Consider the following 26,816-nt stretch of genomic DNA (forward strand, 5'->3'; position numbering starts at 1 on the left):
TGAATGAAAGGCGATCGGATCCCTGATTTCTACGGAAAGTCCCGGTCGCCTATTCAGGTGCTGTTCTCCCGCGCCACCGGTCCCGATGCCGAGACCGCCGGGCATCCGCGACGGCCATCGCGGACACCGAACTCCGGTGTCCTTTCCAGTCCCGTATCCGGGAATGCAATGCCCGCACCAGATCCCGGCCGGCGGGGGTGAGCCAGGGATTCTCCCGAAGCCCGGCGGTGACGTCGGCGCTGGCCGCCGACCATCGGGCGAATTCCACCTCGGCGTGCTGCTGGGCCCGGCCACTGAGCCCGGCCTCGAGTTCGCCGTGCCAGAAGCCGGCTACGCCCACGTGGGCGTACACGCCGTGGATCAGCCCGATCAGGGGGCGGCGATCGTTGCGCCACGGCGCGTAGTACAGCTCCCGGCAACCCGGTCGGACCAGCGGCATCAGATGATCGATCGCCACCAGTTTGTTGTGCTGCAGTTCGTGCGCCAGGGTCAGGGCCAGGGCCTGCGGGCTGTCCGGGCGGGAGGTGGCGATCGCGCCGAAGGCGTGGTGGAAAGTGCCGCTGGTCTGGCCGCCGGCGGGGGTGCCGATCGGGAGGATCTGGCGGAGCGCGACGCCGAGTTCGGCGGCGACTCCCTGATGCCGGCGGGTGAGTCCGGCCAGTGCCCGGTCGAACAGTTCCCGCCATACGGCCGGGTCGGCGGCCGGTTGATCGCCGGTGAGAAGCAGCGGACCGAGGGTGATCCGGTGTCCCTCGCCCAGCCACGCGGCCGGTGTCCAGCCGGTCGCCTTCCGCCCGTCGCGGGTGATCAGTGCCCGCCCGGCCGCCACGTCGGCGGTGAGGGGGCGCCCGGGTGCGCCGGGCAGCCGGACCCGCCCGGCCGTCGGCAGGGTCAGCCGGCCGCTGAGGTGGTCGGGCAGTTCCAGTCGTGTGGTGGCTCCACATCGGAGGGCGACCGCCACGGCCACGGCGCCGAGGAGTCCCGGTTCGCGAGTGGCCGGGCCGGCGCTGATCTCCCGGGCGGCCCGGCTGCTCCACGCCAGGACGGACGGATTCTGAAGAACGGCGAAAAACGCTTCCGGGTGGTTTCGCCGGAATTCGGTAAGTGCACCGTACGCTGCACGGGCAATTGCGGCGTGCGGATGACCGAGAGTCCCCGCGCGGCGTACCACGAATTGGATCATGAGGATTGTCTTGCTGTACTGCGCAGCGGCTATTTCACTTACCGCGTGGGCTCCTCCGTGGCCCTGGAACAGGCCTTCCAGGAGGTCGGGGCGGACGCCGTGAAGCGGTGTATCCGGGTCGCCGATCATGAATGATTTTCCCTTCCGATGCGACTTCGGCAGATACTCGACGGCCGTCTCGGACGCTACTATGAGCGTGCGCCGAGGAGCTATAGAGCGATCAATATCCGATGCCGGTGAGTATTGACCATTTTCCGCCCGGCGAGGCTGGGGAAAAGGTTCATCAGGGGAAGGTTCGCTGTGGGAGCTGTTGGACCTGTTAGTTCGGCTTGCCCTGGTGGCGGCCGGGAGACCGGCTCCCACCTGATCGACGTCACCCGATTGGACCTTGATCAGATCGCCGCCCTACCGGACTCGGTTCTGATCAGCGCCCTGCGCCGGGTGATCGACGAGGCCCGGACCAAACCGGAAAGCTATTCCCAATTCACGAATGGACCAGCGTTCGATGATGAGTGACGATCCTCGTGAGCGCCCCCATGTCCTCTCGTTCGCCGAGCCCGTCGCCAGCGAGGACACCGCCACGGTCATCGCGGCCGTCGCCACGCTGCTCGCCTTCGCCGGGCAGCGGGTGCTGGTGATCGACGGGGACCGGGCCCGGCTGCGGCTGGAGCGGGAGTTCGCCCGGCTGCCGACGGTCGACATCGCCGACCGTCCTGAGGTCGGCGACTACCTGGCCGGTCTGCTGGAGGACCCGGCATGGGGCCGGATGTTCCGGGGGATCAAGATCGCCCGGCACCTGATCCCCGAGCCGGCCGGTCGCCTCGACCTCGCCACCCTGGCCCGGCCCGGCCGGGCCGACGCCCTGCCCGGCGCGGACCGGGTGATCAGTCGCTTGCGGTACGACTACGTGCTGATCAGCGCCCCGGCCGGCGACTCCGGCGGTGCCGTGGCCGGTCTGAGCGATACCACCGTGGTCAGCTTCCGCCTGAACGAGGCGTCGGCCCGCCCGGCGGCGCTGGCCACGACGCGGCTGTTGTCCGGGGCGCCGGCCGGCCGTGGCGTGCTGCCGCTGGCGACCACCTCCGAGGACGAGGTGCACCGGGCCGTCGCCGAGTCGGCGACGGCCCGGGTGTTCGAGCAGATCGTGGGCGGCCGGGGACCGCGGCCGGTGGTGCTGGCGCTGCCGCCGGGACTCCACCCCCTCTTCGTGCTGACCGCCGGCGAGATCCCCGCCGGGATCACCGGGCTGCTGGCGGCGATCGGTGCCCCACCGTTCCCGGACGGCTCGCCGGTCCCGCCGCGGATCCGGTCCGGGTACCGGCTGGCCGACGCGGGGGTGGACGGCGGCACCGTGCTGGTCGCCGCCCCGGGCCGGCTGCGCGCCTGGCGAGAGTGGATCGTCACGGACCTGGAGGGGCTGGGCGTGCGGGTGCGAGTTCTGGACGCCGCCTCCGCTCCCGGGCCGGACGTGCGGACCGTGCTGGTCGTGGGGGCGGACGACGAGCTGCCCGACCCGCTGCGCCGTGCGGTCGGCGCGGTGCTGGACAACGGCTCGGAATCGCCGGAACTGTTGCACGTCCGGGTGGCCCTGCAACATCAGGTGCCGTCGCCGTCGGTCGATCTGACCGTCCAGAAGCCCGAGGTCGCCACCGCTCGGCTGCAAGCGGCACTGTTCCTCGTTCCGCGCCTGCCGGCGCCGGCTCGCGGCTGGCCGATCCGGTTCCCCGGGGCGCCGGCACCCACCGAGCCCATCAGCAACTTCGTCAACACCAGGTACGACTTCGTCGGCCGGGAAGCGGACCTGGACCGGGTGCGCGATCTGCTGCTGGACGGCCGGATCGCCCTGATCAACGGCGAGCCCGGCACCGGCCGCCGGGAACTGCTGGCGGAGTACTCCCGCCGGTTCCGCCATGATTACGACGTCTGCTGGTGGATCCCGGCCGGTGACCGGTCGGAGGCCCGTCGGCAGCTTGCCACGCTGCGTACCGAAGAGACCCGGCAGGGTGTCCGTGGATCCCCGCGCCGGCTTCTCATCTTCCACAACGCCGACGACCTGGAGGCACTGCGCGGCCTGGTGCCGGAGGGGGAGACGACCCATGTGCTGGTGACGTCGGAGTCCGGCCGGGCCGCCGATCTGCCGCGCCTGACCGGCCGCCCGGCCGGGAGCGTGACGGCCCGGCCGTTCACCCCGGACGAGGGCACCGAGATTCTGGCCCGCTACCTGCCCTCGCTGAGCCGGGAGGACGGCACGGCGCTGGTCGCCCGGCTGGGCGGGGCGCCGCTCGCCGTCCACCTGGCCGCCACCACCCTGGTGACCCGGATCCCCGCGTACCGCAAGCAGGGTCTGGTCGGCGACCAGTTGGTCCGGGCCGCGGTCGACGAGTACCGGAACCGGATCGACGCCGAGACCGGCGGGGACCCGGTGCGGCACGCCCTCGCGGTGGTCCTGGAGGACCTGGCGGCCGCGGGTACCTGGGGGAGGTCGACGATCGCGTTGGCCCGGCTCTGTTCCTTCCTCTCCCCGGACGGGGTGTCGCTGTGGCTGCTGCGCCATCCGGCGTTCCTGAGCGGGCTGACCTCGCTGGTTCCCCGGGAGGACGCGCGGGCCGGCACACCGGGTATCGAAGCCGGCCCGATCCTGCTCGGGCACGACGGTATCCCGGCCCTGGCGCCCGGCATCGAGCGGCTCGACGCCGACCCGGCGGTGGTCGACCAGATCATCTGGCTGGGGGCGCGGCACGGTCTCTTCGCCATCGACTGGGACTCCGGAGCCTTGCGCATGCACCGGCTGATCCAGGACGGGGTGCGGACACTGACCTCGGTAGGGCTGGACGCGGTCCAGGAGGTGCTGATCGAGGCACTGGCCGCCTGCGCACCCAGCGACGCCCAGGTCCTGTACGAGCGGAGTGCCGACACACAGGTCGAACTCGGCCGTCACCTACGGCACTCCGGGGCGCTGACGAGCAAGAGCCGAGCGGCGCGGACCTGGGTGGTGAAACAGGTGCGGTACGTAGCCCTCTACGGTGACGACGATCAGCGCCGGGCGGTCCTGCTCCAGGCCGACGCCGTGGCCGAGCTGTGGACCGCGGCACCGGCCGACGAGGACGTCCGTCTGCGGCTGGACGGTGAGCGGGCCAACCTGCGGGCCGCCCTGGGCCAGCACGCGGTGGCGGTGGAGTTGTTCGGTCAGGCGCAGGCCACGATGCGGACCGTGTTACCCGCCGACCACATCCGCAACTTCCTGCTGGCCCGGGGGAAGGGCCGGTCGCTGCGCGGGGTGGGGCGGTTCGCTGACGCTCTGGTGCAGGACGACATCGCTTTCGAGGGCTTCCGCCGCACCACGGGTGAGGACAATCCGAACACCCTGTGGGCCGCGAACAACCTGGCGTTCTCCCAGTTCTTGACCGGGAATCTGCGGGAGGCGCTGACCATGGGCCGGCACGTCCTCGATCGGTGGCTGGATCTGCAGGGCTGGTCCGGTCCGGAGGCGTGGCGGTCGGCCGTCAACCTCGCGCTGTATCTGCGGGAGATCGGCCGGTACGACGAGTCGGACGACATACTGCGTGCCGCCCGGTACCGGACCCAGCAGCGACGTGGCGCGGATCTGGCGCAGGACCGGGTGCTCCGGATCAGCCGGCACCGGGCGGCTCTGGACCGGATGACCGGCCGGCCGGCCCGGGCCGAGAGCACCGACCGGCGACTGCTGACCGAGTACCGGCGGGATTTCGGGGATGACAACACCGAGACCCTGCTGTGCGCACTCGCCTGCGCGGCCGACGCCCACCTGCTCGGGCGCTCGGCGGAGGCGCTGGCCGAGGCTCTTCCGGTGATCGAACGGTACCGCGGCCAGATCGCGGACGGTCACCCGTACGCCGCGCTCTGTCTGATAAATCTGTCCGCGATCCAGATCTCGGCGGATCCCGGGCGGGCTGTGGCGACCGCCGACGAGGCCTGGCTCAGCCTGCGCGGCACCTTGGGCGCCCGGCATCCGTGGAGTGTCGCGGCCCGGATCAATCTCCTCGTCGCCCAGGCGCCGGCCGCCGACCCGGCCGAGTCCCGGCGGGCCTTGGCGCAGTTGGCCTCGGGGAGTGCCCGGACGCTCACCGATTCGCACCCGTTCGCGCGGGTCGCGGCGGCCAATGCGCGTCCCGGCAACCCGCTAGCATCGGTAATCGTCGATGTTCCGCCGACCTGAGGAGAGCGCCGTGAGTTCCCGAGACCATCGCGACACCCCGGCCGGGGTACGCGAGACTCCGGCCGATCACTTCCAGGCGGCGTACCCGATGCTCCGCCCTCTCGTCCTGGCACAGGTCGCGGACGGCGGCCCGCTGCACCACCTGGCGCAGTGCCGCAACGGTGTCCTCGACTACTCGCTGGACGTGCTCGGCGACGGCACCCCGATGCAACGGCTGGCCGACTCCGGCTGGGCGGACTCATCGCTCGACCAGCAGCTGGCGATGACCGTGACACAGCTGAACCGGCGGCTGGCCGACGCCGTGACCGGGGAGCTGATCCGAGTGGTGGTGGAGTGCGACGACGGCGGGGTGATCTGCGACAGCATCGTCCCGGGCATACACCTGATCGGCGCGGTCGCGTTCGACGACGACGGCGGCCCGGACGCCCGGGCCCGGGTGGCCGAGGCCGACCGCGGGGTCGCCCTGGTCGCGAGTGAGGTGCGCAACCGGTTGCGGCTGGGCTCGCTCAACTTCGGGTCGTACGAGACGCCGTCGGTCCCGGAGGCGTCCCATCCGGACCGTCCCCGGCTGTTCACCTCGGGAGCCACCGGCCATCCGCACTTCAGCCTGTGCGTGGCCGCGCTGGACACCCGTGACGTGCACTACGTGGCGTTCTATCGCGGGGGGAGTCTGCTGTTCGCCGTGGACGTCTTCGACGACGGCGGGGTCGAGCACTTCTTCGCCTTCATCGCCCGGACCACCCGGCGCCGCTTCTACGAGAAGGTGTGCAACGACTCCGAGGCGATCGTCGCCGACCTCTGCCGATCGGCGTGGCCGCTGGTCGACCTGCCACCGAACCGGGTCGTCCTCGACGTCGAGCAGGGTGCCATCTTCTTCTTCCAACTCTCCGGCGACGACTATCTGGTCGGTGTGACCCTCGACCAGACCCAGGTGGCGAACTCCGACCAGAAGCTGCACGAGCTGGCTGGAGCGATCCGATCGGACGCCTCCCCGTGAGAGAACTGCGCTGGCTGTCCGGTCTGATCGTGGTCGCCGGGCTCGGCTGGGTGGTGGCCGCCGCCGCACACACCCGGGATCTACCCACGTCCACCGGCTACCAGTACCTGGCCACCGCCCTGCTGGCAGCCGGCCTCTACGGCGCGGCCCACGGCATCTCGCTGCGGGACGCCCGTGAGTCGCTGAGCCCGATCCTGTTCGCCGCGACCATCGGTGTCCTGCTCAAAGCCGCGCTGCTGGTCGCCGCGATGTACTTCCTGGTGGACCCGCGGTACGCCGTGGTGGGGCTGGCGGTGGCCCAGATCGACCCGCTGTCGGTGGCGGCGTTGCTGGACCGGGCCGGCATGTCGGAGCGGGCTCGCACGATCCTGCTGGCCTGGGCCGCGTTCGACGACCCGGTCACCGCGCTGCTGACCGTCTACGCCGGAGCGTGGCTGATCAGCGGCGGATCAGCCGGGGGCGGGCTGCTGTCGTACGCCGGTGACCTGAGCGCCAACGCGCTGCTCGTCGCGGTGGCCGCCGCGGTCTGGGCGGTGCTGTGGTGGGCCGGCCGCCGGATCCCCTCACCGGCGTGGGGAGCGGCCGGGGTCGGCGCTCTGCTGCTGCTGATGGTGTGGTCCGTCGAGGGGGTGCTGATGCTCGGCCTGGCCGTCACCGGTCTGTTCTTCCGGCCGCCGCTCGGGCGGGCTCTCGACGTCGTGCTGCGTGGCGCGCTGGTACTGGCGATGTTCCTGCTCGGCCTGCTGCTGACCGGTGGCGTCTCGATCGTCGCCGGGATCCTCCTCGGGGTGGCCGCCTTCCTGGCGCAGGCGGTCGCGGCTCTGGTGCTGCCGGCCCGGCTGTCGCGCCGGGACCGGGTGCGGCTCGCGGCCGGCCAGCAGAACGGCATCACCGCCGTCATCCTGGCGCTGGCTCTCGAACCGACGTTACCGGGCACGGTGGCGATCGTGGCGCCGGCCATCCTCGTCGTCAACGTGCTGCACTGGGCGGTCAACGCGGCTCTCGGCTCCGCACGGATCACGTGGCCGCGGAGCCTGCCGTCTCACGGGCCGGCCCCGGCAGAGGATCGCCGGGCGGCTTCCTGAACCCGTGCCCCCAGTTCCTCCAGCTGATCCTGGAGGTCGTGCCGCCAGATCCGCCAGGTGCTCTGCGAGACGTCGTCGGTGTCCGGCCCGGTCGCCAGCGCCGGGAAGTGGTCCAGCCGGGGAACCTGGACCTCGAAGTACAGAGCGTCGTAGGTTCCGCAGATCCGGGTGAGCAGCCGTACGTCGGGGTCCGGCCGGGCGAACCACTCGCTGATGCCCCAGCGGAACGCGTTGACCAGATCGGTCAGCAGCGCCACCACCCCGTTGGCGGCGTACAGCTCCGGGACGCTCAGCTGGTCCAGCAGCTGTTCCCGGTAACGCTGGGCGTCCTCGGGGCCGGCCGCCACGCTCAGGGCCGACTGCATCGCCGTGGCCGTCCGGTTGAACCGCCCGAGCACCTCGTACGCCTCCCGGAACGCCTCGTCCACCGGTTCCGGGAGGGCCCCGCCGGCGGTGACCGCCGACTCCCGCCAGGCACCCAGCTCGGTGCGTAAGGTGGTGAACTGCCGGTCGACAGCGGCCCGGACGTCCTCGACCCGGGCGGCCAGACTCTCGTTGTACGACTGCGTGTAACTCTGCTGCTGGGCCAGCCAGGTGACCCGCTCCAGCAGGCGGGCCTCGACGTTGCGCGGGTCGAGCCCGGCGATCCGGGCCAGTGCCGCGGTCACCGTCGTGGTGAACTCCTCGGCGAAGTCGTGCCGGCTGAACAGCAGCGGCTCGTTGCCGAACTCCCCGCTCAGCCGCCTGGTCAGGCGCTCGTCCAGATAGCCGATCACCACCAGGACCGCCTCCGCGCCGGGAACCGCGGCCCGCAGTTGCCGGGCCCGGGCCTCCAGGGCCGCGCTGTCCTGTTCGGTGGTGATCGAGAGACTGACGAGGACGGCGCATCCGGGGTCCCGGCCTTCGGACGTCACCCAGAAGTCGACGGGTGTGCTGCCGGCCCGGGCGGCCGGAACCGTGTCCCGGGCCGCGATCAGGCCGCGGGCGCTCAGCAGGTGCCGGATCTCCCGCCGGACGCCCTTGCGGTCGGGCAGGTCCGGCCGTTTGGCGGCCACTTCGAGGACCACGTCGGTGTCGATCTGCGGCAACTCCGGGGTACGCAGCAGCCGGTCGTACGCGCGCTGGCAGATCTTGATGATCTGCCGTGGGTTGCCCTGGGTGACGCTCGCGATCAGGGCGGGCGCGCTGTCCGCGAACGGCGCCAGCACCGGTGCGGTCCGGAACACCTCGGCCTGGGTCTGCTCGATCAGGTTACGCACGTCCCCGGCTTCGAGCGGGGCCATCTCGATCGAGTCGACCAGACGTTCCCGGGTGCTGCCGCCGAGGATCTCCCACAGGTCCGGCAGCCCGACCATCACCAGGCAGGCGCCGGCCGCCTCGAAGACCTCGAACAGTTTGCGGAACCCGATGAGCAGTTGCGGGTCCGGTTCGCGGTTGCCCTTGAGGATGTTGTGCAGTTCGTCGATGACCATGACGAACCGGTGATGCCGACGGCCGTAGAGCATCGCGAAGACACCCATCGCCTCCAGCGCCATGTCGTTGCCCCGGATCGGGCCGGGGAACCCTCGGTCGATCAGCGCCTGAGTGGCCTTCCCGCCGGACAGCCACGTCCAGATGTCCTCGGCGAACTCCTTACGCCGCAGGAACATGGTGAGCGCCACCGCGAACTCCTCGCGCTGCGTCACGGCGAGCAGGTTATCCCGCAGCCGGTCCGACAGAATGCTGTCGATCAGCCCCAGTTTCTCCACGACGTCGTCCGCGTCCACCTCACGATTCCGGAGGCGGCGGGCGGTATCCACCGTGAGCGGAGAACGGGCTAGCACATCGGCGACGGCATCCGCGTAATAATGGCGTAACGTGGTGCGCAATTCGTTCGGGTCCTGTCCCTCCATGAATCGCCGGTAAAGCACGTCGAAAGTGCCGTCCGGTGCTTCCATGTAGGACTCGTGCAGAATGGCGCCGAACCGGGATTCCTCGCTGCGCAGGCGAGCCGAGCGCAGCAGATGCATCGCCAGGTGGGTCTTTCCCGAGCCGTACTCACCGACCAGGCCGACCGTGATGCCCCGGCGCCGGAGCGCGGCTGGATCGGCCACCGGCCCGGACTCGGCCGCGGCGTCGTTGCGTTCGCCGGCCTGGGGCTCCAGATAGCCGTAGACCCGGCGGAGCGCCTCCTCGGTGGCATCGGTCGAAACGGTCACCGGAGCTCGTCCGGTCCAGTTCGTCGCCGCGACCGCGGACGGCGAGAACGGATTCGTGCTGCGGAGTTCTCCGTCGGCACTCACCGGTGATCACCTCCGGTTCCATAACCGGTGTCGCCCGTCCGGATGTACTGGTCGGCCGTTCCGATCAGGTCGAGCGCGTCGAGTGCCCGTGGTGACGTCGATGTGGCCGTGGGCTCCCAGGCCTTCCAGCAGAGCGCGAGCAGGCGGCCGATCGTGAGCGGGGCGTAGTCCAGCCATGTCAGGGCTTTCTGGACCTGGTCCCGTGCGATGGAGGTCGGATGGCTGCTTCGGTCGATGGTGCGATCCTTGATGAACGTCCATCCGTCGCCTCCGTCGAGAGGTTCCACCCGTAACGCGATGATCTCGTTACGGTCCCTTTCTTGATCGACGAACCTTGCGACTTTCCGATCCGAACTCTCTGCCAGAAAAACAATCCTCCCATGCTCCCGAGTGATATGTGAATACTGCTGCAGTTCATTCACAAAGTCAGAAATGGGGGGTAACAGGACGATGAGGGTGTAGGACGTTCCCTCGAGCGGCTGGATCAGGGTTTCGACGGCCTGCCGATGCCGGTCGGAACTGAGTAATCTCGCCGTCTCGTGACGATCCACCGGGGCGACATTCGCCCGGATCAGGAACCGTCCGATCTGGTCGGCGACCTCGCACAGTCGTCTTATCTCGATGTCGTCGTCCCGCTTGAACGGCGGAAAGACGTAACGGCTCAGGTCCAGGATCAACTTGCCGGCTTCCAACGGCGTCGACGCCTTCTGATTGGTCCGTGCGTCGATGTGCTCGGCACACCGATGCGCCAGGGAGGTCTTGCCGCAGCCCTTCAGCCCGGCGATCACCACCAGTTGGCCCCGATCGGCCAGGCCTGCGACGTCGATCCGGTCGGTGAACCGCTGGAACTCCTCCTCGGCCGAGTCGACGTCGGCGTACCACGTCATCTGATCCGGGAACCGCCACGGACAGAGCGGATCGTCGGGCGACACCGCCCCGGGCGGGATGAAGGGATTCGTCAAGTAACTCGTCCTCTCCGCGATCAGTCCGGCAGGGGGCGGCGCAGGTGCAGGGGGTGCCGCTCCGGGCGGCGCATGGCGCCGGCCAGGCGACGGGTTCCCCGCACCAGCCGGTCGGTCCGTTCTTCGGTATCGGCGAGGATGGCCGCCTGTTCGGCCGGGGTCCTCGCCTGAAGACGCAGCCCATCGGTGATCGGAAATGTCTCCAGTGCGGCGCGGAGGTCGCTGGCCAGCACCCACTGGCGGTGCTCGACCTCGATCGCCCGCAGGGCTCCGTCGAGCCGTCGGGCGGCGGCGACCACGGAGTCCGGATCCTGTTTGTCTCCCTGACCGCGCCAGCCGGCCAGATAGGCCCCGGCCGCGGTGTGCAACGCCTCGGCCAGGCCGGTCACCTGGTCGGCGGCCAGTCGCCGCCGGCCCGCGCCGGCCAGGAAACCGGTCGTCGCCGCGGTCATGATCGCACCGACGATCGCCGCGAGCAGCGCGAAGATCGCCGCGATCCACGGCGAGGAGTCCCCGCCGCCCCCGCCGCCGGCGGGGACGGGCAGCGCCAGGCAGGTCCGGTCGAAGTCATCGGCTCGCTGCTTACGCCATTCCGCGAGAGTCAGGACCTTCTTGCCCACCACGACATGGGTGCCGTCGGCGGCCGGCGCCGCGACGGCGAGAGCCTCCGCCGCGGCGACCATCCTGGACCGGTTCTCCGGGGCCAGACAGCGCACCAGATCCTGGTCCGCCAAGGAGCCGCAGCCCGCCACACTGAACATCCCCGCCACAGTGAGCGGCAGGAGAGCGGCACACATCGACCACCGTCGCCGACGGAGTGTGTGCCTGGACCCAACGGCCATGAAGTCACAGTATCGGCCCGGACCGTGCGGGGAACCCCTTCGAGTGATGCCGGTCAGTTAGGCGACAGGCACGCCAGATCGGTGATGACACGGCCTCTGATGTGCGCGATCAGCCGGATTATGTCAGCACAGTAGACGGACGGGTGCCGGAAACCCGACTCCGGCCGGAATCGATGCGCGTAGTGCCCGCCGCCGCAGACGGAGCATTCGGCGCAGGCATGGCAGGTGTCGGAGAGGGCCTGCCGGCCGATCTGCCGTGCGGCCATGCCGGGGTACCGGAGCGCGGCGTCCAGGGTGTCGGCGAAAACGGTCAGCCCGGTCCGGCACGCCCCCGGGTACGCGGATTTCAGCGAATCGACCAGCTCGATGGAGCCGTCGGTCTCCGCGATCAGGACGGCTACCGGGCTCAGCCCGGCCTGCTCGGACCGGCCCGCCCCGCCGAGCACCAGCGCGGTCAGGTCATCGAGGAGACGGATGCGCGTCTCCCGATGGGGTGCGCCGTACCAGCGGTCGAACACGGTGATCAGCCAGTCCGCGTACGGTGCCGGCCCGGAACCGGGCGGCCGAGGTGGCGGCACCTGCCAATTGGCGTGCGGCAGCAGCAGGTCCACCGACGGCGGCCGGTGGGCGAGCAGCTCCCGGTAACACTCCAGCGGATCGGTGGTGACGTCGATCGTGCAGAGCAGGCCGCCGTACACCGCCCGGTATCGCTCCTGGCCGAGCAGCCGCAGCGCTCGCTGTACGTCGGCGTGACTGCCGCGCCCGTCGGCCCGCCGGCGCCGCCGGTCGTTGGCGTCCGCCGGGCCGTCGAGGCTGACCCCGACCGTGACCCGGTGACCGGCCAGCAGTTCCAGGGTGTCCTCGTCGAGCAGGGTGCCGTTGGTCTGCATCCGGACGTCCAGGCGGCTGACCCCGGTGAAGGCCGCCCGGAAGTCCTCGATCAGCCGGCCGAGCAGGTCACGCCCGGCGAGCAGTGGTTCCCCGCCGTGCAGCACCAGCGCCATCGACGGCAGGTCATGCGCGGCGGCGTGTTCGGCCATCCGCCGGGCCACCGCCAGCCAGACCTCCCGGGAGATCACCGGCGGCCGGTCGCGCCAGCTGCGGTCGGCCATCGTGTAGACGTAGCAGTAGTCACACGCCAGGTTGCAGCGCTGATGAACCTTGAGCACGACCTCGCGAACCGGAGTGGGCCGCCATCCGGAGGCCAGCAGGGTGGCGACGTCGAGACCCTGATCCGGCCAGATCGTCGCCATCCCGCCCACCTCTGTCGAAGCTCGTCGATTCAAGCTAGCAGTGGCTCACGGCTTGGTGAGCAGGCAACCGGTGACGGTCAGGTCGATCGTCCGGCTGGAGTTGACGCACGTGGTGAACCAGTAGGTCTGCTGGCCGTAACTACGGCCCTTCAGCACGGTGATCACGCCGGTCGAGCTGACCTCACACGGGTTGTTCAGCGTGCAGCTCGCGCCGTCCTCGTTGCCGGTGTTGTTGATGCCGATCACCTCGCCGGTGACGGTGCTGACGATCGGTGATCCGGAGGTGCCGCCGATCGTGTCGCAACCCGCGTCGTAGCGGACCGAGTCCTTCCACGTCCAGGTGGACTCCCGGAGAGTGGGCACGAAACCGTCGATCGAGCAGCTCCAGATCTCCTTCCAATAGCTGGACGGGATCGCGATCGAGGTGCCTGCGACCGGGTGCGCGGCGGAGAGGGTCAGCGGGGTGGCGCCGTACGAGCTGGACAGTGCCGCGAACGTGGTGTTCAGCCGGTAGAGCGTCACGTCGTTGCCGGTCATCGTCGCGTACAGCACCCGGTTCGCCCGCACCGTGCCCAGCGCGCCCCCGGAACTGTTCAGGAGGGTGCCGGAGCGAGTGCTGGAGACGTTCTGCAGGACCCGGCCGGCGGCGATGAAGCCACCCTCGTAACAGTGCCCGTTGGTGAGCATCATCGCGCTGTCGGTGCTGACCGAGGTGGGGAAACGGACCAGCGAGGCCGAACAGTTGCTCAGCGCGATGGTGTTGGCCAGGGTCACCGCGACGTCCGCCTGGGCGGGTGTGGCCGTCCCGGCGAGGACGCCGGCGGCGGCGGTCAGGGCGGCGACGCCGAGTGAGAATGCCCGTCGAAGGCGCATGAAGGATCCCTTCACAGCAGGGCGGCGGGGCAGGGCGGGTCAGCGGCACGCCCCGCCGGGGGGTTTCCGGTGCCGGTACATTCCCACCAGTCATTTAGGCATGTCAATAAGCTCATGCGTTGCGCGGCCGCTGGGCGGCGCAGACTAGGGTTACCCCTCGAAAACGAGGGGAGAATTCGGTTGGGTTGCACGGTGACGGTGTGCCGGGACTGCTGTTGCGGCAGCCTGCGCAAACATCCGACGGTCGATCACGACGGCCAGCTCGACGAGCTGCGGACCGCCCTGGAACCCGAACACCGGGTGCGCACCAGCCTCTGCCTGGACGCCTGCGCCCAATCCAACGTGGTCGTGGTCCAGCCCACGCCGGTCGCCCGGCGGCAGGGCGCGCGCCCGGTCTGGTTCGGCCTGGTCCTCGACGACGACGTCCTCACCGACCTGATCGGCTGGATCAACGACGGCGGCCCCGGCGCGGCCCCTCTCCCGCCGATCCTGGAACTGTCGAAGATCAAACCGCCGGAGAACTGATCAAGCCACCATCGTCACCGCCACCGCCTCAGTGATGGGCCGCACCTACCCGGGCCCCGGCGCCACCATCGCCCCCGCCGTCGTCTTCGGCTACCGAGCCGCCCGAGCCCACCACCCCGAGACCCCCTGAGAACAGGACAACCAAAGATCAACACCCGGCTTCGGTACGCCCCGCAGCCCAGCAACCGCATCGGCCCGCCCCGCCTCGTCCCCGCGAGGTCCGCGTTCCCCCGGACCGACCCGCGACCACCGGGCCGAATGCGGCGGTCACCGTCCAGGTCACCGCGCGAAGTCGGCCCGGCGGGTCACCGGGTGGCGGTGATCCGGCCGGTCACCGCGCCCAGGTTGATCGTGGTGCCGGCCGGGCCGGGGGCGGTGGCGGTGATGACGACCTCGTCGCCGTCTTCGAGGAATGTCCGGGTGGTGCCGTCGGACAGTTCCAGCGGGGACTTCCAGGAGAGTTCGATCAGGGAACCGGGGGAGCCGCTGCTGACCGTGCCGGAGGCGTACAGGTCGCCGGTGCGCAGACTCGCGCCGTTGGCGGTGAGGTGGGCGAGCATCTGGGCGCCGGTCCAGTACATGCCGTCGAACGACGGGCGGGAGACCACCTGGCCGTTGAGCCGGATCTCGAAACGGATGTCCAGGCCCCACGGCGGGGTCTTCTCGTCGTCCAGGTAGGGCTGCAGCGGCTCGGTGCGCGGCGGCGGCGACACCCGGGCGTGATCAAAAGCGGCCAGCGGGACGACCCAGGGGCTGATCGACGTGGCGAAGCTCTTGCCCAGGAACGGGCCGAGTGGGACGTACTCCCACGCCTGGATGTCCCGGGCCGACCAGTCGTTGACCAGGCACACCCCGAAGACATGCTCCTCGAAGTCCTCTAGCGGGACCGGTTGCCCGAGGCGGGACGGCGTGCCGACGACGAAGCCCAGTTCGGCCTCGATGTCGAGGCGCTGCGACGGGCCGAAGCTGATCTCACCGGAGGGCGCGCGCCGCTGGCCGGACGGGCGGACCACCTCGGTGCCGGAGACGACGACCGTCCCGGCCCGGCCGTGGTAGCCGATCGGCAGGTGCTTCCAGTTCGGGGTGAGCGGCTCCTGCCCGGGCCGGAACATCCGCCCGAGGTTGGTGGCGTGCTGCTCGGACGCGTAGAAGTCGACGTAGTCGGCGACCGTGAACGGCAGGTGCATGATCGGATCGTCGGCCAGGACGACCGGCGCCCCGGACGTGAGCCAACCGGTCAGCGTGGCCCGCAGCGAGGCCCAGACCGCGGGACCCGCGGCGAGCAGCGCGTCCAGCGACGGCCCGGCGACCGCCCCGGCGAGCGACGAGTCGAGCCGGGCGACCGTGGCGGGCAGGTCGACGACCTGTGCACCGTAGGCCACACCGGTGCGGGGGCGCGGGTCGTCGGTGGTGGAGAAGACCCCGTACGGCAGGGTTTCAAGGCCGAAGCTCAACGTGGATCCTCCGGGAGAAGCCGGTAGCGCAGCAGCCCGTCGACGGGTTCGCTGATGCTGCACGTGCCGAAACTGATGAAGTGGTGCCGGACGGCTTTGGCGAGGACGTCGTCGATGCCGGCGACACCGGCGGCCACCCGTTCGCCGTCCTGGTCGGCGAGGGTCCGTTCGATGTCGTAACCCTGCAGGGCGCGGGCGGTGGCGAGCAGCACGTTCAGGAAACCGTGGTGTTCGAAACCGGTCACCGGGTCGCGATGACGGATCGGGTCGTGCAGGCCGGCGGTGAGTTTGAAGGCGACACCGCTGCGCACCGCGGTCCACAGGGCCCGAGCCAGGAGGTTCTCGGACGGGAACATCTCCCCGCGTACCCCACCGGTCCGTAGTTTGAGACGCAGACCCGCCGCCCGGAGAGCGGCCAGCCGGACCGCATCGATCTCCGCGCATGCAATCTCGGAGTAGCACGGAACCTCGGAGTAGGTGGGAGCCGCGTCCGGCGCCTCGATCGCGACCACCGTCACCGACGGATTGCTGGTCACGGGCGTGTCGGCGGCCGGCAGCACCACCGACACCCGTACCGGCGGGCCGGTGATGGCGCCGAGCCGGTCCGCCGAGCAGACGAACGGCCCGAGCAACGGCGCGAGCCCCGACTCCAGCCGCGCCCGGTGCGCCGCGACGGCGTCCGGCAGCTCCGCGCTGAACGGCGGGAAGATCGCCGCGTCGTCGAAGAGGTGCGTGAACAGCGGGTTCATCGGGCCCAGGTCCAGGCGTAGACCCCGTCGTCGCAGAGCCGGCCCGCTTCACCGAGCCCGAGCGGCCGGAACGTGTCCACCATGACGGCCAGCTCGTCGAACCGCTCGGCGCCGAGGCTGCCCTCGATGGCGTTCGGCTGGGGCCCGTGCGAGTGCCCGCCGGGATGCAGCGAGACCGAGCCGACGTTGATGCCGGAGCCCTTGCGGGCCTCGTAGTCGCCGCCGACGTAGAACATCACCTCGTCGGAGTCGACGTTCGAGTGGTAGTACGGCACCGGCACGGCCAGGGGGTGATAGTCGACCTTGCGGGGCACGAAGTTGCAGATCACGAAGTTGGCGCCCTCGAAGACCTGGTGGACCGGCGGCGGCTGGTGGATCCGGCCGGTGATGGGTTCGAAGTCGGCGATGTTGAACGTGTACGGGTAGAGGCACCCGTCCCAGCCGACCACGTCGAACGGGTGATGCGGCAGCACGTGCACGGTGCCGGCGAGCCCGGCCGGCCCGTCACCGCGATGTTTGATGAAGACCTCGACGCCCTCACCTTCGACGACCATCGGTGCGCCTGGGGTACGGATGTCCCGCTCGCAATAGGGCGAGTGTTCGAGGAACTGCCCGTACCGGGAGAGGTAGCGCTTGGGGGGTGCGATGTGGCTGTTGGCCTCGATCGCGTAGAGCCGTAGCGGCTCGTCCCCCGACGGCACCCAGCGGTGCGTGGTGGCCCGCGGCAGGATGACGTAATCGCCCGCTGCGACGGCTAAATGACCGAAAACGGTCTCGACGGTGCCCGTGCCGGCTTCGACGTGGACACACTCGTCCCCGGTCGCGTTGCGGTACAGCGGCGACGAGGCCCCGGCGACCACGTAACTGATTCGCACGTCCGCGTTGCCGAGCACGAGCCGCCGATCCTGGACCGCGTCACACGACTTCCATTCCTGCCCCGCGAACAGCTCGTGCAGTTTGAGATGCCGGGGCAGCAGCGGCTGATTGGCCGTCGTCGTCTGGTCGGGAAGCTGCCAGATCCGGGCCGCGGACACCGCCGACGGCACGTGCCGGTGATAGAGCAGCGACGAGTCGGAGGAGAAGCCCTCCTCGCCCATCAGCTCCTCGTAGTACAGCTTCCCGTCCGGATCCCGGTGCTGGGTGTGCCGTTTCGCCGGAATGTGACCGGCCCGCTGGTAGTGGGCCATCAGAAGTTCCCGCGCTTGGCCTGTTCCCGCTCGATGGCCTCGAACAGGGCCTTGAAGTTGCCCTTGCCGAAGCCGAGCGAGCCGTGCCGCTCGATCAGTTCGAAGAAGACGGTGGGCCGGTCGCCGACCGGTTTGGTGAAGATCTGCAGCAGGTAGCCGTCCTCGTCCCGGTCCACCAGGATGCCGCGCTTCTGCAGCTCCTCGATCGGGGCGCGGACCTCACCGATGCGGGCGCGCAGTTCCGGGTCGGAGTAGTACGAATCCGGGGTGGCCAGGAACTCGACACCCTCCTCGGCCAGCGCGTCCACGGCCCGCAGGATGTCGTTGGTGGCCAGCGCCAGGTGCTGGGCGCCGGGACCACGGTAGAACTCCAGGTACTCGTCGATCTGCGACTTCTTCTTGCCGAGGGCCGGCTCGTTGAGCGGGAACTTGACCCGGTGGTTGCCGGACGCGACGACCTTCGACATCAGCGCCGAATAGTCGGTGGCGATGTCGTCGCCGATGAACTCGGCCATGTTGGTGAAGCCCATCACCCGGTTGTAGAAGTCGACCCACTCGTCCATCGCACCGAGTTCCACGTTGCCGACCACGTGGTCCAGGGCCTGGAAGATCCGCTTCGGGGCGCCGGGCCGCTTGCGGTGGGCGGAGGTCCGGGAGACATAACCGGGCAGGTACGGGCCGGAATAGCGGCTGCGGTCGACGAGTGTGTGCCGGGTATCGCCGTAGGTGGCGATGGCCCCGATCCGGACCGTGCCGTTCTCGTCGGTGATGTCGTGCGGCTCCAGCAGCACCCGGGCACCCTGGGCGCGGGCGTGCTCGACACACTTGTCGACGTCGGGCACCGACAGGGCGATGTCGGTGATGCCGTCGCCGTGCCGGGCGTGATGGCCGATCACCGGGCTGTCCGGGTCGACGCCACCCTGGATGACGAACTTGATGGCGCCGGACTTGAGCACGTACGACAGGTGGTCGCGGTTGCCGGTCTCCGGCCCCGAATAGGCGACCAGTTCCATCCCGAACGCGGACTGGAAGAAGTGCGCGGTCTGGGTGGCGTTACCGACCGCCCACACGATCGCGTCCCACCCGGTGACCGGGAACGGGTCGCCGGCCGAGTCGTACTCGACGAGCCCCACGAGTTGCTTCAAGGTGTCGAGGTCCAGCTCGGCGAGCCGTTCCTCACTGGTCAGGGTCTCGTTGACGGACATCCTGCTCCCTCCAGCGGCGGTGCTGATGGCGACAGCATGGAAAACCCCACAGGTGATGCACAACACGTCCAAGATCAGCCGGGCATTCTGCTCAGGTTCCCCCACCGGACCCGGCACCGGCTGGACAACCTGCCCAGCCGGTGATCAACCCTCGATGACGCCGGTTTCCCGGTGCCGTCCGGAGACCATCATGCCCGTCGACGCTACTCCGCCACTTCACACCGCTTGACCCGCACGGCGGCCCGGTCACCGGAGAATCGCAGCACCGTCAGCACCGCCGCGTTGCGGTCGTCGTCCTGATCCTCGGCCGGGCTGCGCAGGCAGTAGGACTGTCCCACGATCAGCCGGGTGGTCCCCGCCGTGTGCTCCGCCGGGTCCGGGGCGACGGGGCACTCCACCGGCGCGCTACGTCCCAGCGGTTCGATCCGGCTGCCCAGCGCGGGTGTCATGACGAGCCCGTCGTCGTCCGGAAGCGCGTCGATCAGGACGTCGTGCCAGGAGACATCGGTTCCATGCTGCAACGCGTTCATGTCGATGGCGTCACCCGAGGCCATGGTCCAGTATTTGACCGGGTCGTCGTCGGGAGATCCGCTGGCCGGCGCTTCGGTGGGCGTCGTTGTCGGCGGTGTCGTCGCTTTTCCGGGTGCGGCCGGTTCGTCCATTCCCTCCGGCGCTTCCGTCTTCTCCGCTCCGTCCTTTTCGTCTGCTCTGTTCGGCGCTTCCGCTGCTTCGGCTGCTTCGGCTGTTTGGGCTGCTTCGGCTGTTTGGGCTCCTTCGGCTGTCTCGGCTGTCTCGGCGGGGGAGGCCGTTGGAGGTGCCGGTGTCGTTCGGGCGGGCAGGGCCGCCGGACCGGGCGGCCCGGGACGCCGGAGTTCGCGCCAGTCGTAAGGCCGCCGATGCTGGCCGGGCCACTCGGTGGCCGCGTGCGGTGTCTCCGCCGGTTCCTGACCCGTCGCGTAGAGGCCGAGGGCCGACAGCACGGCGATCGCGGCCATCGCTCCGGTCAACCGGAAGGCGCGGCTCATCGTGGCGGATCGCGGTGTCGGAACCCGCTGTCTCGTCGCGGTACGGCTCTGTTTCACGGCGGCCAGGCGTTGGTCGAGGACACCTCCAGCCAGTTCCGCACCGATCATCACGTCGATGTGTTCCAGCAGATCCTCGCCGGTCGTCAGGTACTCGCGATCGAACACGTCACGGGTCATCTCGTCTCCTTCGCGCCCGCCGGAGCCACGGGCGGCAGGGATTCCGCCTCACCGCGGATCAGCGTCCGGATTGCGTTCTTCGCGAGCTGGGCGAGCTTGCGTTTCGCCGCGCACTCCCGCACCGGATCCACCGGCCCGGCCCGGTGCGCCTGCTCCTCGGCGACCAGGTCGGCGTAGCTGCGGCCGTCCAGCAGTCCGCGGAGGACCGCCTGCTGTTTCGGTGGCAGCCGGCACAGCAGCTGATCGACGTACATCCGCTCGTCCACCTCGGTGAACGTGGTGTCGGTGACGCCCGCCTCCGGCAGTTCGGCGGGATCGGTGACGACACAGCGGCTGTTCTTCTTCAGGAGCCGGAACAACTGCCGGGGAAAGATCCTTTTGGCGTACGCCTCCGGATTGTCGATGTCGTACCACCGCTTCCAGATCTCCAGCACCGTGCTGGTGGCGGCGTCGTGCGCGGCCTGCCGGTCCCCGCACAGGGCGGTGCCGTACCGGAGCAGCTCCGGATACATATGTCTGTAGAACGGGTCGAACCCGGCGTCCGGCCGAGTGTCCCCCTCCGCTCGGCCGGCACCGTTGTCTTCGCCCACCGGTTGTCTCCCGTCTGATGTGCTCCCCCGATGAGAAGAGCCCGCGACGGACCGGTTCGGTGATCTACGACATCCCAGAAATATCCGATCGGGCGAATCATCCGCGATCGGCCAGCACGACAGCCACCGCCAGTGCGGTAGCCGCCACCGCCGCGGCCACCGTCACCACCACCGAAGCAGTAGCCGCGAACACCCCACCGACCCCCACCAGCATCGCGTTGGCCGCCACCACGACATCCGCGCCACCCGAATCCCGCATCCCGCTCACCGGACAACCTCTCTCTCGATCCCGTTACCGAGAAGAGCCCACCCGACCCGCGTTCTGTGAAGTGGAAGCCTTGTTCAAGCGGTCTTCTCGGCGGCGAAGTAGGGCTCGGCTGCCTCCAGGCGCGGCACTGATATGCCCAGGCGGCGTGCTTCGGCCAGGGTGTCGCGGCAGACCGCGCGCAGTTCCTCGGGGTTGGCATGGGCTTCCATCACCGTACGTATCGGTGGGAAATGCCCGAAAAGCCACGCGAGAGCAGGCGCTGCCAGCCAGACGGGCGCGGTGAACGGCAACACGTCGCTGCGATGCCGGCGCAGGTCGACGCCGCGTGCCTCGGCGAGGGGCAGTAGTTCGCGGGTGGCCAGAATCGCCTCGCGTACGTTGCGTGGCTTCCCGGCCAGCTCGGCGAGCGAGCCCAGTTTCAGGCTCTGCGTGTGCAGGCCCGCGTTCTGGATGAAATGGATCGACAGCCAGCCCCGGAAATCGGTGTTCTCCCGGGCCCTGAATCCGGCCTGGCGGAACGCCGTCCGCACGGCTTGCGCGCGCTCGCTCGGCGGTTCACCGAGGGTGCCGAAGAAGACCATCGGCAGCAGGGCGGCGCGCAGAACGCCGTCCTCGCCGAAGCCGCCACCGGCGCCGGGGAAACCCCAGGTCACCTGATCGGCGGGCAGGGCGTCGACCGCGGTCGACGGCTCGGCCCACAGGTTGTTGAAGACGAGCACCGTAGCCTTGCCCACCCGCGGCGCCAGGAACGACACCGCCTCAGCGAAGCCGTAGTGCTGCACGCTCACCACGATCAGGTCGAAGTCGTGGTCCGGTTCCAGCGTTTCGCGATAGCGCACCGGCCACTTCTCGGTGACACGTTGCCCGCGCACCCGGCGCCGCGCGTCGATCAGTTCAAGGTCGATCGCCGTCCCGTACTGCGCTGCGCGACCGGGACGTACAAAGAACTCGATCTCGTGCCCGGCCCGCTCCAGTGCCCACCCGTACGCCGCGGCGATGACGCCCCGGCCGAACATAAGAATCTTCATACCGCACCTCAGGGCCATGGTCCCGGTAGCCGTGGACGTGCTCACGGCCTACAATCTGGAGATTGTCTCCACTTCCAAGATATGGAGACACATTCCGTTTGTCAAAGGAGCTGCCGGGTGACCACCCCCAAGCCGTTGCGCGCCGACGCCCGCCGCAACCGTGACGCCCTACTGGCCAAGGCCCGTGAGCTGTTCGCCAGTGGCTGCTTCGACCTACGTTTCGACGACTTCGCCAAGCTGGCCGGCGTGGGCACGGGCACGCTCTACCGGCACTTTCCCACCCGTGCCGCGCTGGCCGAGGCGGTCTACCGCGAAGAACTCACCGCGATGTGCACCCGCGCTCGCGACCTGCAGGCCACACTTCCCGCGCTGGAGGCATTGGCGGCCTTCCTGCACGGGTTCGTGAGTCATCTGCACACTCAGCAGGGCCTGGCCCGCACGCTCGCCACCCTGATGGCCACGCGTTCGGACACTCTCGCCGACGGCGGCCGAGAACTGGACCGGGTCATAGCCGACCTACTGGCAGCAGGCGTCGAGGAAGGCACCATCCGCCCCGATGTGGGCGCCGGCGCCGTCATGATGGTCATCCAGGGCATCTGCACGGTTTGCGACCAGCTGGGCTCCCAAGCCGACGCGAACAGCGCCGTCACCCTCACGATCGACGGCCTGCGCCCCCGCACGACATGAGACCCGAGCTGAGTTGTTCTCCCTGCTTCGCGGCGGCGCCCACATCGACGCGTTCTTCGACGCGGGTGACGTCCCTACGCTGATCCTTCACCGCGATGCGTCAATTCAGTCGGCCGACAGCCTCGGCGTAGTAGTAGCGACTCCTCCGGATGGAAAGCGATCTGCCGGATCGACCAAGCGCCGGCCTCTCTTGAAGTCGCTGACGTTGCGGCGGTAAAAAACATCGGCGGGAGACGCAACCCGGCGGTGGAGCTGTTGGTCCTTCCTCTGACAGACGTCGACACGGGGAGGGCGATTTGAGTGCCGAGGAATCGGTGCGGCAGGCGTACGAGGCCTACTACCAGCGGCTCGTGACGCAGATCGCCGGGCTGGTCGGGAACCTGGCCGAGGCCGAGGACGCGGTGCACGAGGCGTTCGCCCGGGTCCTCGGGTCACCCGCCTCGTTCCTGCGCGCCGACGACGCCGAACGCTGGCTGCGGGTGGCCGCCCTCAACGTGGCCCGGACCCGCTACCGGCGGCGGTGGCTGTTCGACCGCCTGGTCCGGTCCGGCCGGGTCGAGATCGCGCCGTCCGCGGTGCCCGGCGTGTCCGGCGACCGGGTGGCCCTGCTCACCGCCCTGCGCCGACTGGCCCCGCCGACCCGCGAGGTGGTCGTCCTGCACCACCTCGCGGACCTGCCGGTGGTGGAGGTCGCCGCCACCCTCGGCATCCCGGTGGGCACGGTCAAGGCCCGGCTGGCCCGCGGGCGGGCGGCGCTCGCCCGATTCCTGTCCGACGACGAGCCGGTCCCGATGACCGAGGAGGTCCGCCATGCTTGACTCCCAGTTCGACCGGCTGCGGGCCGAGGTCGGCGACGCGGTGCGCCAGCCCGATTTCGATTCGGTACGAGACCGGGCCGCCGTCCGGAAACGCCGCCGCCGTACCGCCGCGGTGGCCGCCGCCGTGCTGATCGCCGCCGGCTTCGGCTTCGCCGTCAACCGTGGCCCGGCCGCCCCCGACCAGGTGGCGACCGTCGACCTGGAATCCGGCTATCCCCGGCTGATCGGGCTGACCAGCGCCGGGAACGATCTGTACGCCCTTCAGGAACCGCGCCCGGACAGTGCCGCCGAGCTGTACGTGTCGCCGGACGGCGGCGCCACCTGGACGTCCCGGGACCTGCCGCCCATGGCGGCGGACGCCGACCCGTCCCGGGAGGGGACGTTCACCGCGCTGTCCACCGGTCTGGTGCTGTGGCGGGAGAACAACGTGGGCGCCACCGAGCGGGACAGGTTCTGGATCACCCGGGACGGCGGCCGGAGCTGGACCCGGCCGGAGATCGGCACCCAGCCGGTGGACACGGTCCCGAACGGGGTGCGGCCGGTCGACTGCGCCTTGCTGGGGGTCACCACCTGCACGGTCGGGGTGGTCGACCCGGACACCGGCCGGTTCGCGCCGCTGCGGAACCAGCCCACCGGCTTGAGCCCCGAGTTGTCGGGGGACGGAGATGTCACGGTGCCGTTCGACGGGCAACTGTGGGTGCCCGGCGTGGACCCGGACACGGAACGGCCGGCGATGGCGAGCAGCTCCGACCGCGGCCGGACCTGGCACACCCACGTCTTCGCCGACGCGGTACCGGACGAGCCCCGCCCCGGCGACGACTTCATTGCTTCCAGCCGGTTCGTGTCGGAACTGGCCGCCGGCTCAGGTGGAGAGGCTTACGTGCTGACCTTCCGCTCGAAGGATCTGATCGACGTGCACCACACCACCGACGGGGGACTGACCTGGCAGGTCGGCGACACGATCCAGGGCGCCCTGCTCAGGGACGGGTTCGTCACCCCTGACGGTACTCACGTCGTTTCCCGGCGCACCGACTTCGTCGCCGGTCAGGGCACCGGCCGGTACACGCCGGTGACCCTGCGCGGCTTCCCCGGCAACCCCCTGTACCGGGTGCGGGTCAGCGGGCCCGGAACGACGGCGCCGTACGTCGTGGTGACGGAGACCGCCGCGTACCGCTCGGAGAACGGCCTGACCTGGCAGCAGATCCGCCTCCCGTAACCCCAGCAGGTCCTCGTCCGCCCCTGGCCACACCAGGGGCCGACCCTGCACGCCCTCGTCCGCCCTCAGGAGCCCCGATATGGCACCCGTCCCCGGCCTGACCGGGATCCGTGGCCTGCTCGCCCTGTACGTGGTGATCCACCACTGCTGGCTGCTCGCCTTCCCCGGCTACCCGCACAACACCGGCCCCGCCTGGCTCGGCTGGCTGCTGCACGGTCGGTTCGCCGTCGTCGCGTTCATCGTCCTGTCCGGATTCTCCCTGGGCCTGGCCCCGGCCCGGAACGGCTGGCGACTCGGCGGCCTGCGCCGCTACCTCGGCCGCCGGGCCCGGCGGATCCTGCCCGCCTACTGGGCCGCCCTGACCGTCAGCGCCGTGATCGCGGTCCTCGTGCCGTGCCTGCCGCTCAGCGAGCCGCCGACACCACGATCCCTTCTGGTGTACGGCCTGATGCTGCAGGACGTCGTCGCCGCGCCCGCACCCAACGGCGCGTTCTGGTCGATCGCCGTGGAAGCCGGTCTCTACCTGCTGTTCCCGCTCCTGTTGCTGCTGCGCCGGAAGGCCGGAGCGGTGGTGACCCTCGCGGTGGTCACCGTGCCGGTCACGGTTCTCGGCCCGCCCACCGCCGGCCGGTACACCGTCGAACTGGTCCCGCTGTTCACCCTCGGCCTGCTGGCCGCCGGAGTCGTGCACACCAGCGACCGGATCCGCGGCCTGCCCTGGTACGGACTGTCCGCGCTGGCCGCCGCCCCGATGCTGACATTGATCGCGGTCCGTGGCCCGGAATGGGCGGTGTCCCACTATTTCTGGCTGGACCTGGCCGCCGGCCCCGCCATCGCGATGTTCCTGGCCGCCGTCGCGACCCGCCGGCCCGGTCGCCTGTTGAACCACGGGCCGTTACCGTTCCTCGGCGGTTTCTCCTACAGCCTCTACCTGATCCACATGCCGATCGTCGCCCTGACCCACACCCTGACCACGGGTTCCGGCCCGGCCGCCTTCGGGTTCACGGTGGCGGTGGCACTCCCGCTCTGCCTGCTGTCGGCCCACCTGCTGGCAACGTTCTGCGAAGTCCCCTTCCTGGTACGCCGCCTGCCCACCCACCCGATGCAGCGCCGCGCCCCGGTGCCAGGACCAACCGCCAGGGAGGGCGGTAGGAAGACTAGGTCCGTTTCGGGACGAGAGTGAGGACTCCGGGTTCGTTCTCGGTCAGGATTCCGCGGCTGACCATGCGTTTGAGCCGTGCCCGGCGGTGGTCTCTCGTTCGGCTCCCGCGATCGGCCGGGGATTCGCCGATATCGGCTGATCTGTACGGTGGCCTCAAGTGTCGGGCCTGGTGAGCGGGAGATGACGTACGTGTCGGATCGTCTGGTCCGGATCGTCTGTGGGGTTGCGCTTGCCGTCGTGCTCGGTGCATGGGCCGGCTCGATCGCCGGCGTGACCTCCTGGCGTTTGACGGCGCCGTCCCTGCCGGATCAGGCGTGGGGGCAGGAGTTCGCCGCCGAGTTGTTTCCGGGCGGCCGGGACGTGCGGGTCGACCTCATTCCGGAGATCGCTCAGTACGAGGATGTCGCGACCCAGCGGGAACGCCTCGGATTCCTCTTCCTCGGCGGTGACGACTACTTTCCCGGCCAATTGATCATCACAGCTCGGGTGGGCTCGCCCAGTGACGTCATCGCAAGCGCCACTCCGGTGCTGCGGACAGCGGGGTGGGAAGTCGGCCCGCACGCCACTGGGGAGGACGTGACAGCGGCCGCGGGTGACAGGACGCTGTGGATGACCGAGCTGTACCCGGACGAGGTCGAGGTGGCCGTCTACCGGCAGACGCCGTCGGCCGTGCTCGGGGCGACCGCAACCGCCTGGGCGACCGGGGCCGTTCTGGGATTCGTCCTGGGCGCGTACCTCGGTCCCCGGGCACGGTCGCGCCCCCGGGCGAGGCGGGCCTTTCTCCTCGGTACGGTTCTGTCGCCGTCGCGTGGCAGGTCGTCGCGGCCGACGATACGTATCCGTTCATCCCATGGGACGTCTACATGTACGATATCTTCCGTCCGCTGGCGTTCCTCGGTTTCGCGGCGCTCGCCGTCTCCGCAGTATTGATCCTGCGGGAGCGGGTGCCCGCTGTCATCGCCTGACTGCTCCTGCGGCATGGCCATCGGCAAGCCGGACGATGCCCATGGGCGGTTCTCCATGCTGAGCCGGGCCGAGGACTTCGGTGTCAAC

Annotated in this window: 24 protein-coding genes; 10 read left to right on the plus strand and 14 right to left on the minus strand. The window is 69.9% G+C overall.

The annotated features are described in order from the left end of the window. Nucleotides 1-49: 49 nt before the first annotated feature. A complete protein-coding gene (locus BLU81_RS04935; RefSeq protein WP_231954177.1) occupies nt 50-967 on the minus strand; it encodes an aKG-HExxH-type peptide beta-hydroxylase in 918 nt (305 codons plus the stop codon). Between the two features lie 516 nt (nt 968-1,483). Between BLU81_RS04935 and fxsA the strand changes: the two genes are divergently transcribed. From fxsA to BLU81_RS04955, 4 genes are read left to right on the plus strand one after another with little or no spacing between them, the layout of a single operon-like run. Beyond that, a complete protein-coding gene (gene fxsA / locus BLU81_RS51925) occupies nt 1,484-1,699 on the plus strand; it encodes an FxSxx-COOH cyclophane-containing RiPP peptide (protein WP_373873378.1) in 216 nt (71 codons plus the stop codon). Beyond that, nucleotides 1,674-5,378 carry an FxSxx-COOH system tetratricopeptide repeat protein gene (gene fxsT, locus BLU81_RS04945; protein WP_231954182.1) on the plus strand — a complete coding sequence of 1,235 codons (3,705 nt, stop codon included), beginning with the start codon at nt 1,674-1,676 and terminating at the stop codon, nt 5,376-5,378. The genes fxsA and fxsT overlap by 26 nt, the downstream gene beginning before the upstream one ends. Before the next feature lie 10 nt (nt 5,379-5,388). Then, nucleotides 5,389-6,375: a hypothetical protein gene (locus BLU81_RS04950; RefSeq protein WP_092542024.1), complete on the plus strand. Its 987-nt coding sequence runs from the start codon at nt 5,389-5,391 to the stop codon at nt 6,373-6,375. After that, on the plus strand, nt 6,372-7,460 hold the full coding sequence (locus BLU81_RS04955; protein ID WP_092542026.1) for a hypothetical protein: 1,089 nt from the start codon (nt 6,372-6,374) through the stop codon (nt 7,458-7,460). Before BLU81_RS04950 ends, BLU81_RS04955 begins: the two co-directional genes overlap by 4 nt. On the opposite strand, the gene BLU81_RS04960 is transcribed toward BLU81_RS04955, so the two are convergent. From BLU81_RS04960 to BLU81_RS04980, 5 genes are all read right to left on the minus strand, one after another. Further along, entirely contained in the window at nt 7,418-9,742 is a 2,325-nt protein-coding gene (locus BLU81_RS04960) for a BREX system ATP-binding domain-containing protein (protein WP_092542028.1), read from the minus strand. The genes BLU81_RS04955 and BLU81_RS04960 overlap by 43 nt on opposite strands. After that, a complete protein-coding gene (locus BLU81_RS04965; protein ID WP_157751253.1) occupies nt 9,739-10,629 on the minus strand; it encodes a hypothetical protein in 891 nt (296 codons plus the stop codon). Before BLU81_RS04965 ends, BLU81_RS04960 begins: the two co-directional genes overlap by 4 nt. Before the next feature lie 95 nt (nt 10,630-10,724). After that, complete coding sequence (locus BLU81_RS04970) at nt 10,725-11,465, minus strand: hypothetical protein (protein WP_092542032.1); 741 nt, start codon at nt 11,463-11,465, stop codon at nt 10,725-10,727. Nucleotides 11,466-11,599: 134 nt separating this feature from the next. Then, nucleotides 11,600-12,799 carry an FxsB family cyclophane-forming radical SAM/SPASM peptide maturase gene (locus BLU81_RS04975; protein WP_092542034.1) on the minus strand — a complete coding sequence of 400 codons (1,200 nt, stop codon included), beginning with the start codon at nt 12,797-12,799 and terminating at the stop codon, nt 11,600-11,602. Nucleotides 12,800-12,844: 45 nt separating this feature from the next. After that, entirely contained in the window at nt 12,845-13,672 is an 828-nt protein-coding gene (locus BLU81_RS04980; RefSeq protein WP_092556614.1) for a S1 family peptidase, read from the minus strand. A 192-nt stretch (nt 13,673-13,864) separates the two neighbouring features. Here BLU81_RS04980 and BLU81_RS04985 point away from each other — a divergent pair, with 192 nt between their 5' ends. Continuing rightward, complete coding sequence (locus tag BLU81_RS04985; RefSeq protein WP_092542036.1) at nt 13,865-14,197, plus strand: hypothetical protein; 333 nt, start codon at nt 13,865-13,867, stop codon at nt 14,195-14,197. A 305-nt stretch (nt 14,198-14,502) separates the two neighbouring features. On the opposite strand, the gene fahA is transcribed toward BLU81_RS04985, so the two are convergent. The 8 genes from fahA to BLU81_RS05025 all read right to left on the minus strand — a co-directional run bounded on the left by fahA (nt 14,503) and on the right by BLU81_RS05025 (nt 21,880). After that, the gene (gene fahA, locus BLU81_RS04990; protein WP_092542038.1) at nt 14,503-15,651 is read right to left on the minus strand and encodes a fumarylacetoacetase; all 1,149 of its coding nucleotides are present in this window, start codon (nt 15,649-15,651) and stop codon (nt 14,503-14,505) included. Beyond that, on the minus strand, nt 15,648-16,400 hold the full coding sequence (locus BLU81_RS50255) for a hypothetical protein (protein WP_092542040.1): 753 nt from the start codon (nt 16,398-16,400) through the stop codon (nt 15,648-15,650). Before BLU81_RS50255 ends, fahA begins: the two co-directional genes overlap by 4 nt. Beyond that, nucleotides 16,397-17,587 (minus strand): homogentisate 1,2-dioxygenase, encoded by a 1,191-nt coding sequence (locus BLU81_RS05000; protein ID WP_092542042.1) that lies wholly within the window; start codon nt 17,585-17,587, stop codon nt 16,397-16,399. The genes BLU81_RS50255 and BLU81_RS05000 overlap by 4 nt, the downstream gene beginning before the upstream one ends. Then, the gene (gene hppD / locus BLU81_RS05005) at nt 17,587-18,792 is read right to left on the minus strand and encodes a 4-hydroxyphenylpyruvate dioxygenase (protein WP_092542044.1); all 1,206 of its coding nucleotides are present in this window, start codon (nt 18,790-18,792) and stop codon (nt 17,587-17,589) included. The genes BLU81_RS05000 and hppD overlap by 1 nt, the downstream gene beginning before the upstream one ends. A 203-nt stretch (nt 18,793-18,995) precedes the next feature. Beyond that, nucleotides 18,996-19,994: a hypothetical protein gene (locus BLU81_RS47605; protein ID WP_157751255.1), complete on the minus strand. Its 999-nt coding sequence runs from the start codon at nt 19,992-19,994 to the stop codon at nt 18,996-18,998. Next, nucleotides 19,991-20,584 (minus strand): RNA polymerase sigma factor, encoded by a 594-nt coding sequence (locus BLU81_RS05020; RefSeq protein WP_157751257.1) that lies wholly within the window; start codon nt 20,582-20,584, stop codon nt 19,991-19,993. Before BLU81_RS05020 ends, BLU81_RS47605 begins: the two co-directional genes overlap by 4 nt. A 97-nt stretch (nt 20,585-20,681) precedes the next feature. Next, on the minus strand, nt 20,682-20,852 hold the full coding sequence (locus BLU81_RS47610; RefSeq protein WP_157751259.1) for a hypothetical protein: 171 nt from the start codon (nt 20,850-20,852) through the stop codon (nt 20,682-20,684). A gap of 74 nt (nt 20,853-20,926) precedes the next feature. Then, complete coding sequence (locus BLU81_RS05025) at nt 20,927-21,880, minus strand: ketopantoate reductase family protein (RefSeq protein ID WP_092542050.1); 954 nt, start codon at nt 21,878-21,880, stop codon at nt 20,927-20,929. Nucleotides 21,881-21,997: 117 nt separating this feature from the next. Here BLU81_RS05025 and BLU81_RS05030 point away from each other — a divergent pair, with 117 nt between their 5' ends. From BLU81_RS05030 to BLU81_RS05050, 5 genes are all read left to right on the plus strand, one after another. Next, complete coding sequence (locus BLU81_RS05030; RefSeq protein WP_092542052.1) at nt 21,998-22,567, plus strand: TetR/AcrR family transcriptional regulator; 570 nt, start codon at nt 21,998-22,000, stop codon at nt 22,565-22,567. A 296-nt stretch (nt 22,568-22,863) separates the two neighbouring features. Further along, on the plus strand, nt 22,864-23,385 hold the full coding sequence (locus BLU81_RS05035; protein WP_092542054.1) for a sigma-70 family RNA polymerase sigma factor: 522 nt from the start codon (nt 22,864-22,866) through the stop codon (nt 23,383-23,385). Further along, nucleotides 23,378-24,601 (plus strand): hypothetical protein, encoded by a 1,224-nt coding sequence (locus tag BLU81_RS05040; RefSeq protein WP_092542056.1) that lies wholly within the window; start codon nt 23,378-23,380, stop codon nt 24,599-24,601. The genes BLU81_RS05035 and BLU81_RS05040 overlap by 8 nt, the downstream gene beginning before the upstream one ends. Nucleotides 24,602-24,680: 79 nt before the next feature. After that, a complete protein-coding gene (locus BLU81_RS05045) occupies nt 24,681-25,784 on the plus strand; it encodes an acyltransferase family protein (RefSeq protein ID WP_092542058.1) in 1,104 nt (367 codons plus the stop codon). Between the two features lie 159 nt (nt 25,785-25,943). Then, nucleotides 25,944-26,693, plus strand: coding sequence for a hypothetical protein (locus BLU81_RS05050; RefSeq protein ID WP_092542060.1), 750 nt, complete (start codon nt 25,944-25,946; stop codon nt 26,691-26,693). The last annotated feature ends 123 nt before the right edge of the window (nt 26,694-26,816 follow it).

Origin of the sequence: Actinoplanes derwentensis, assembly GCF_900104725.1 — a bacterium.
Lineage (GTDB): Bacteria > Actinomycetota > Actinomycetes > Mycobacteriales > Micromonosporaceae > Actinoplanes > Actinoplanes derwentensis.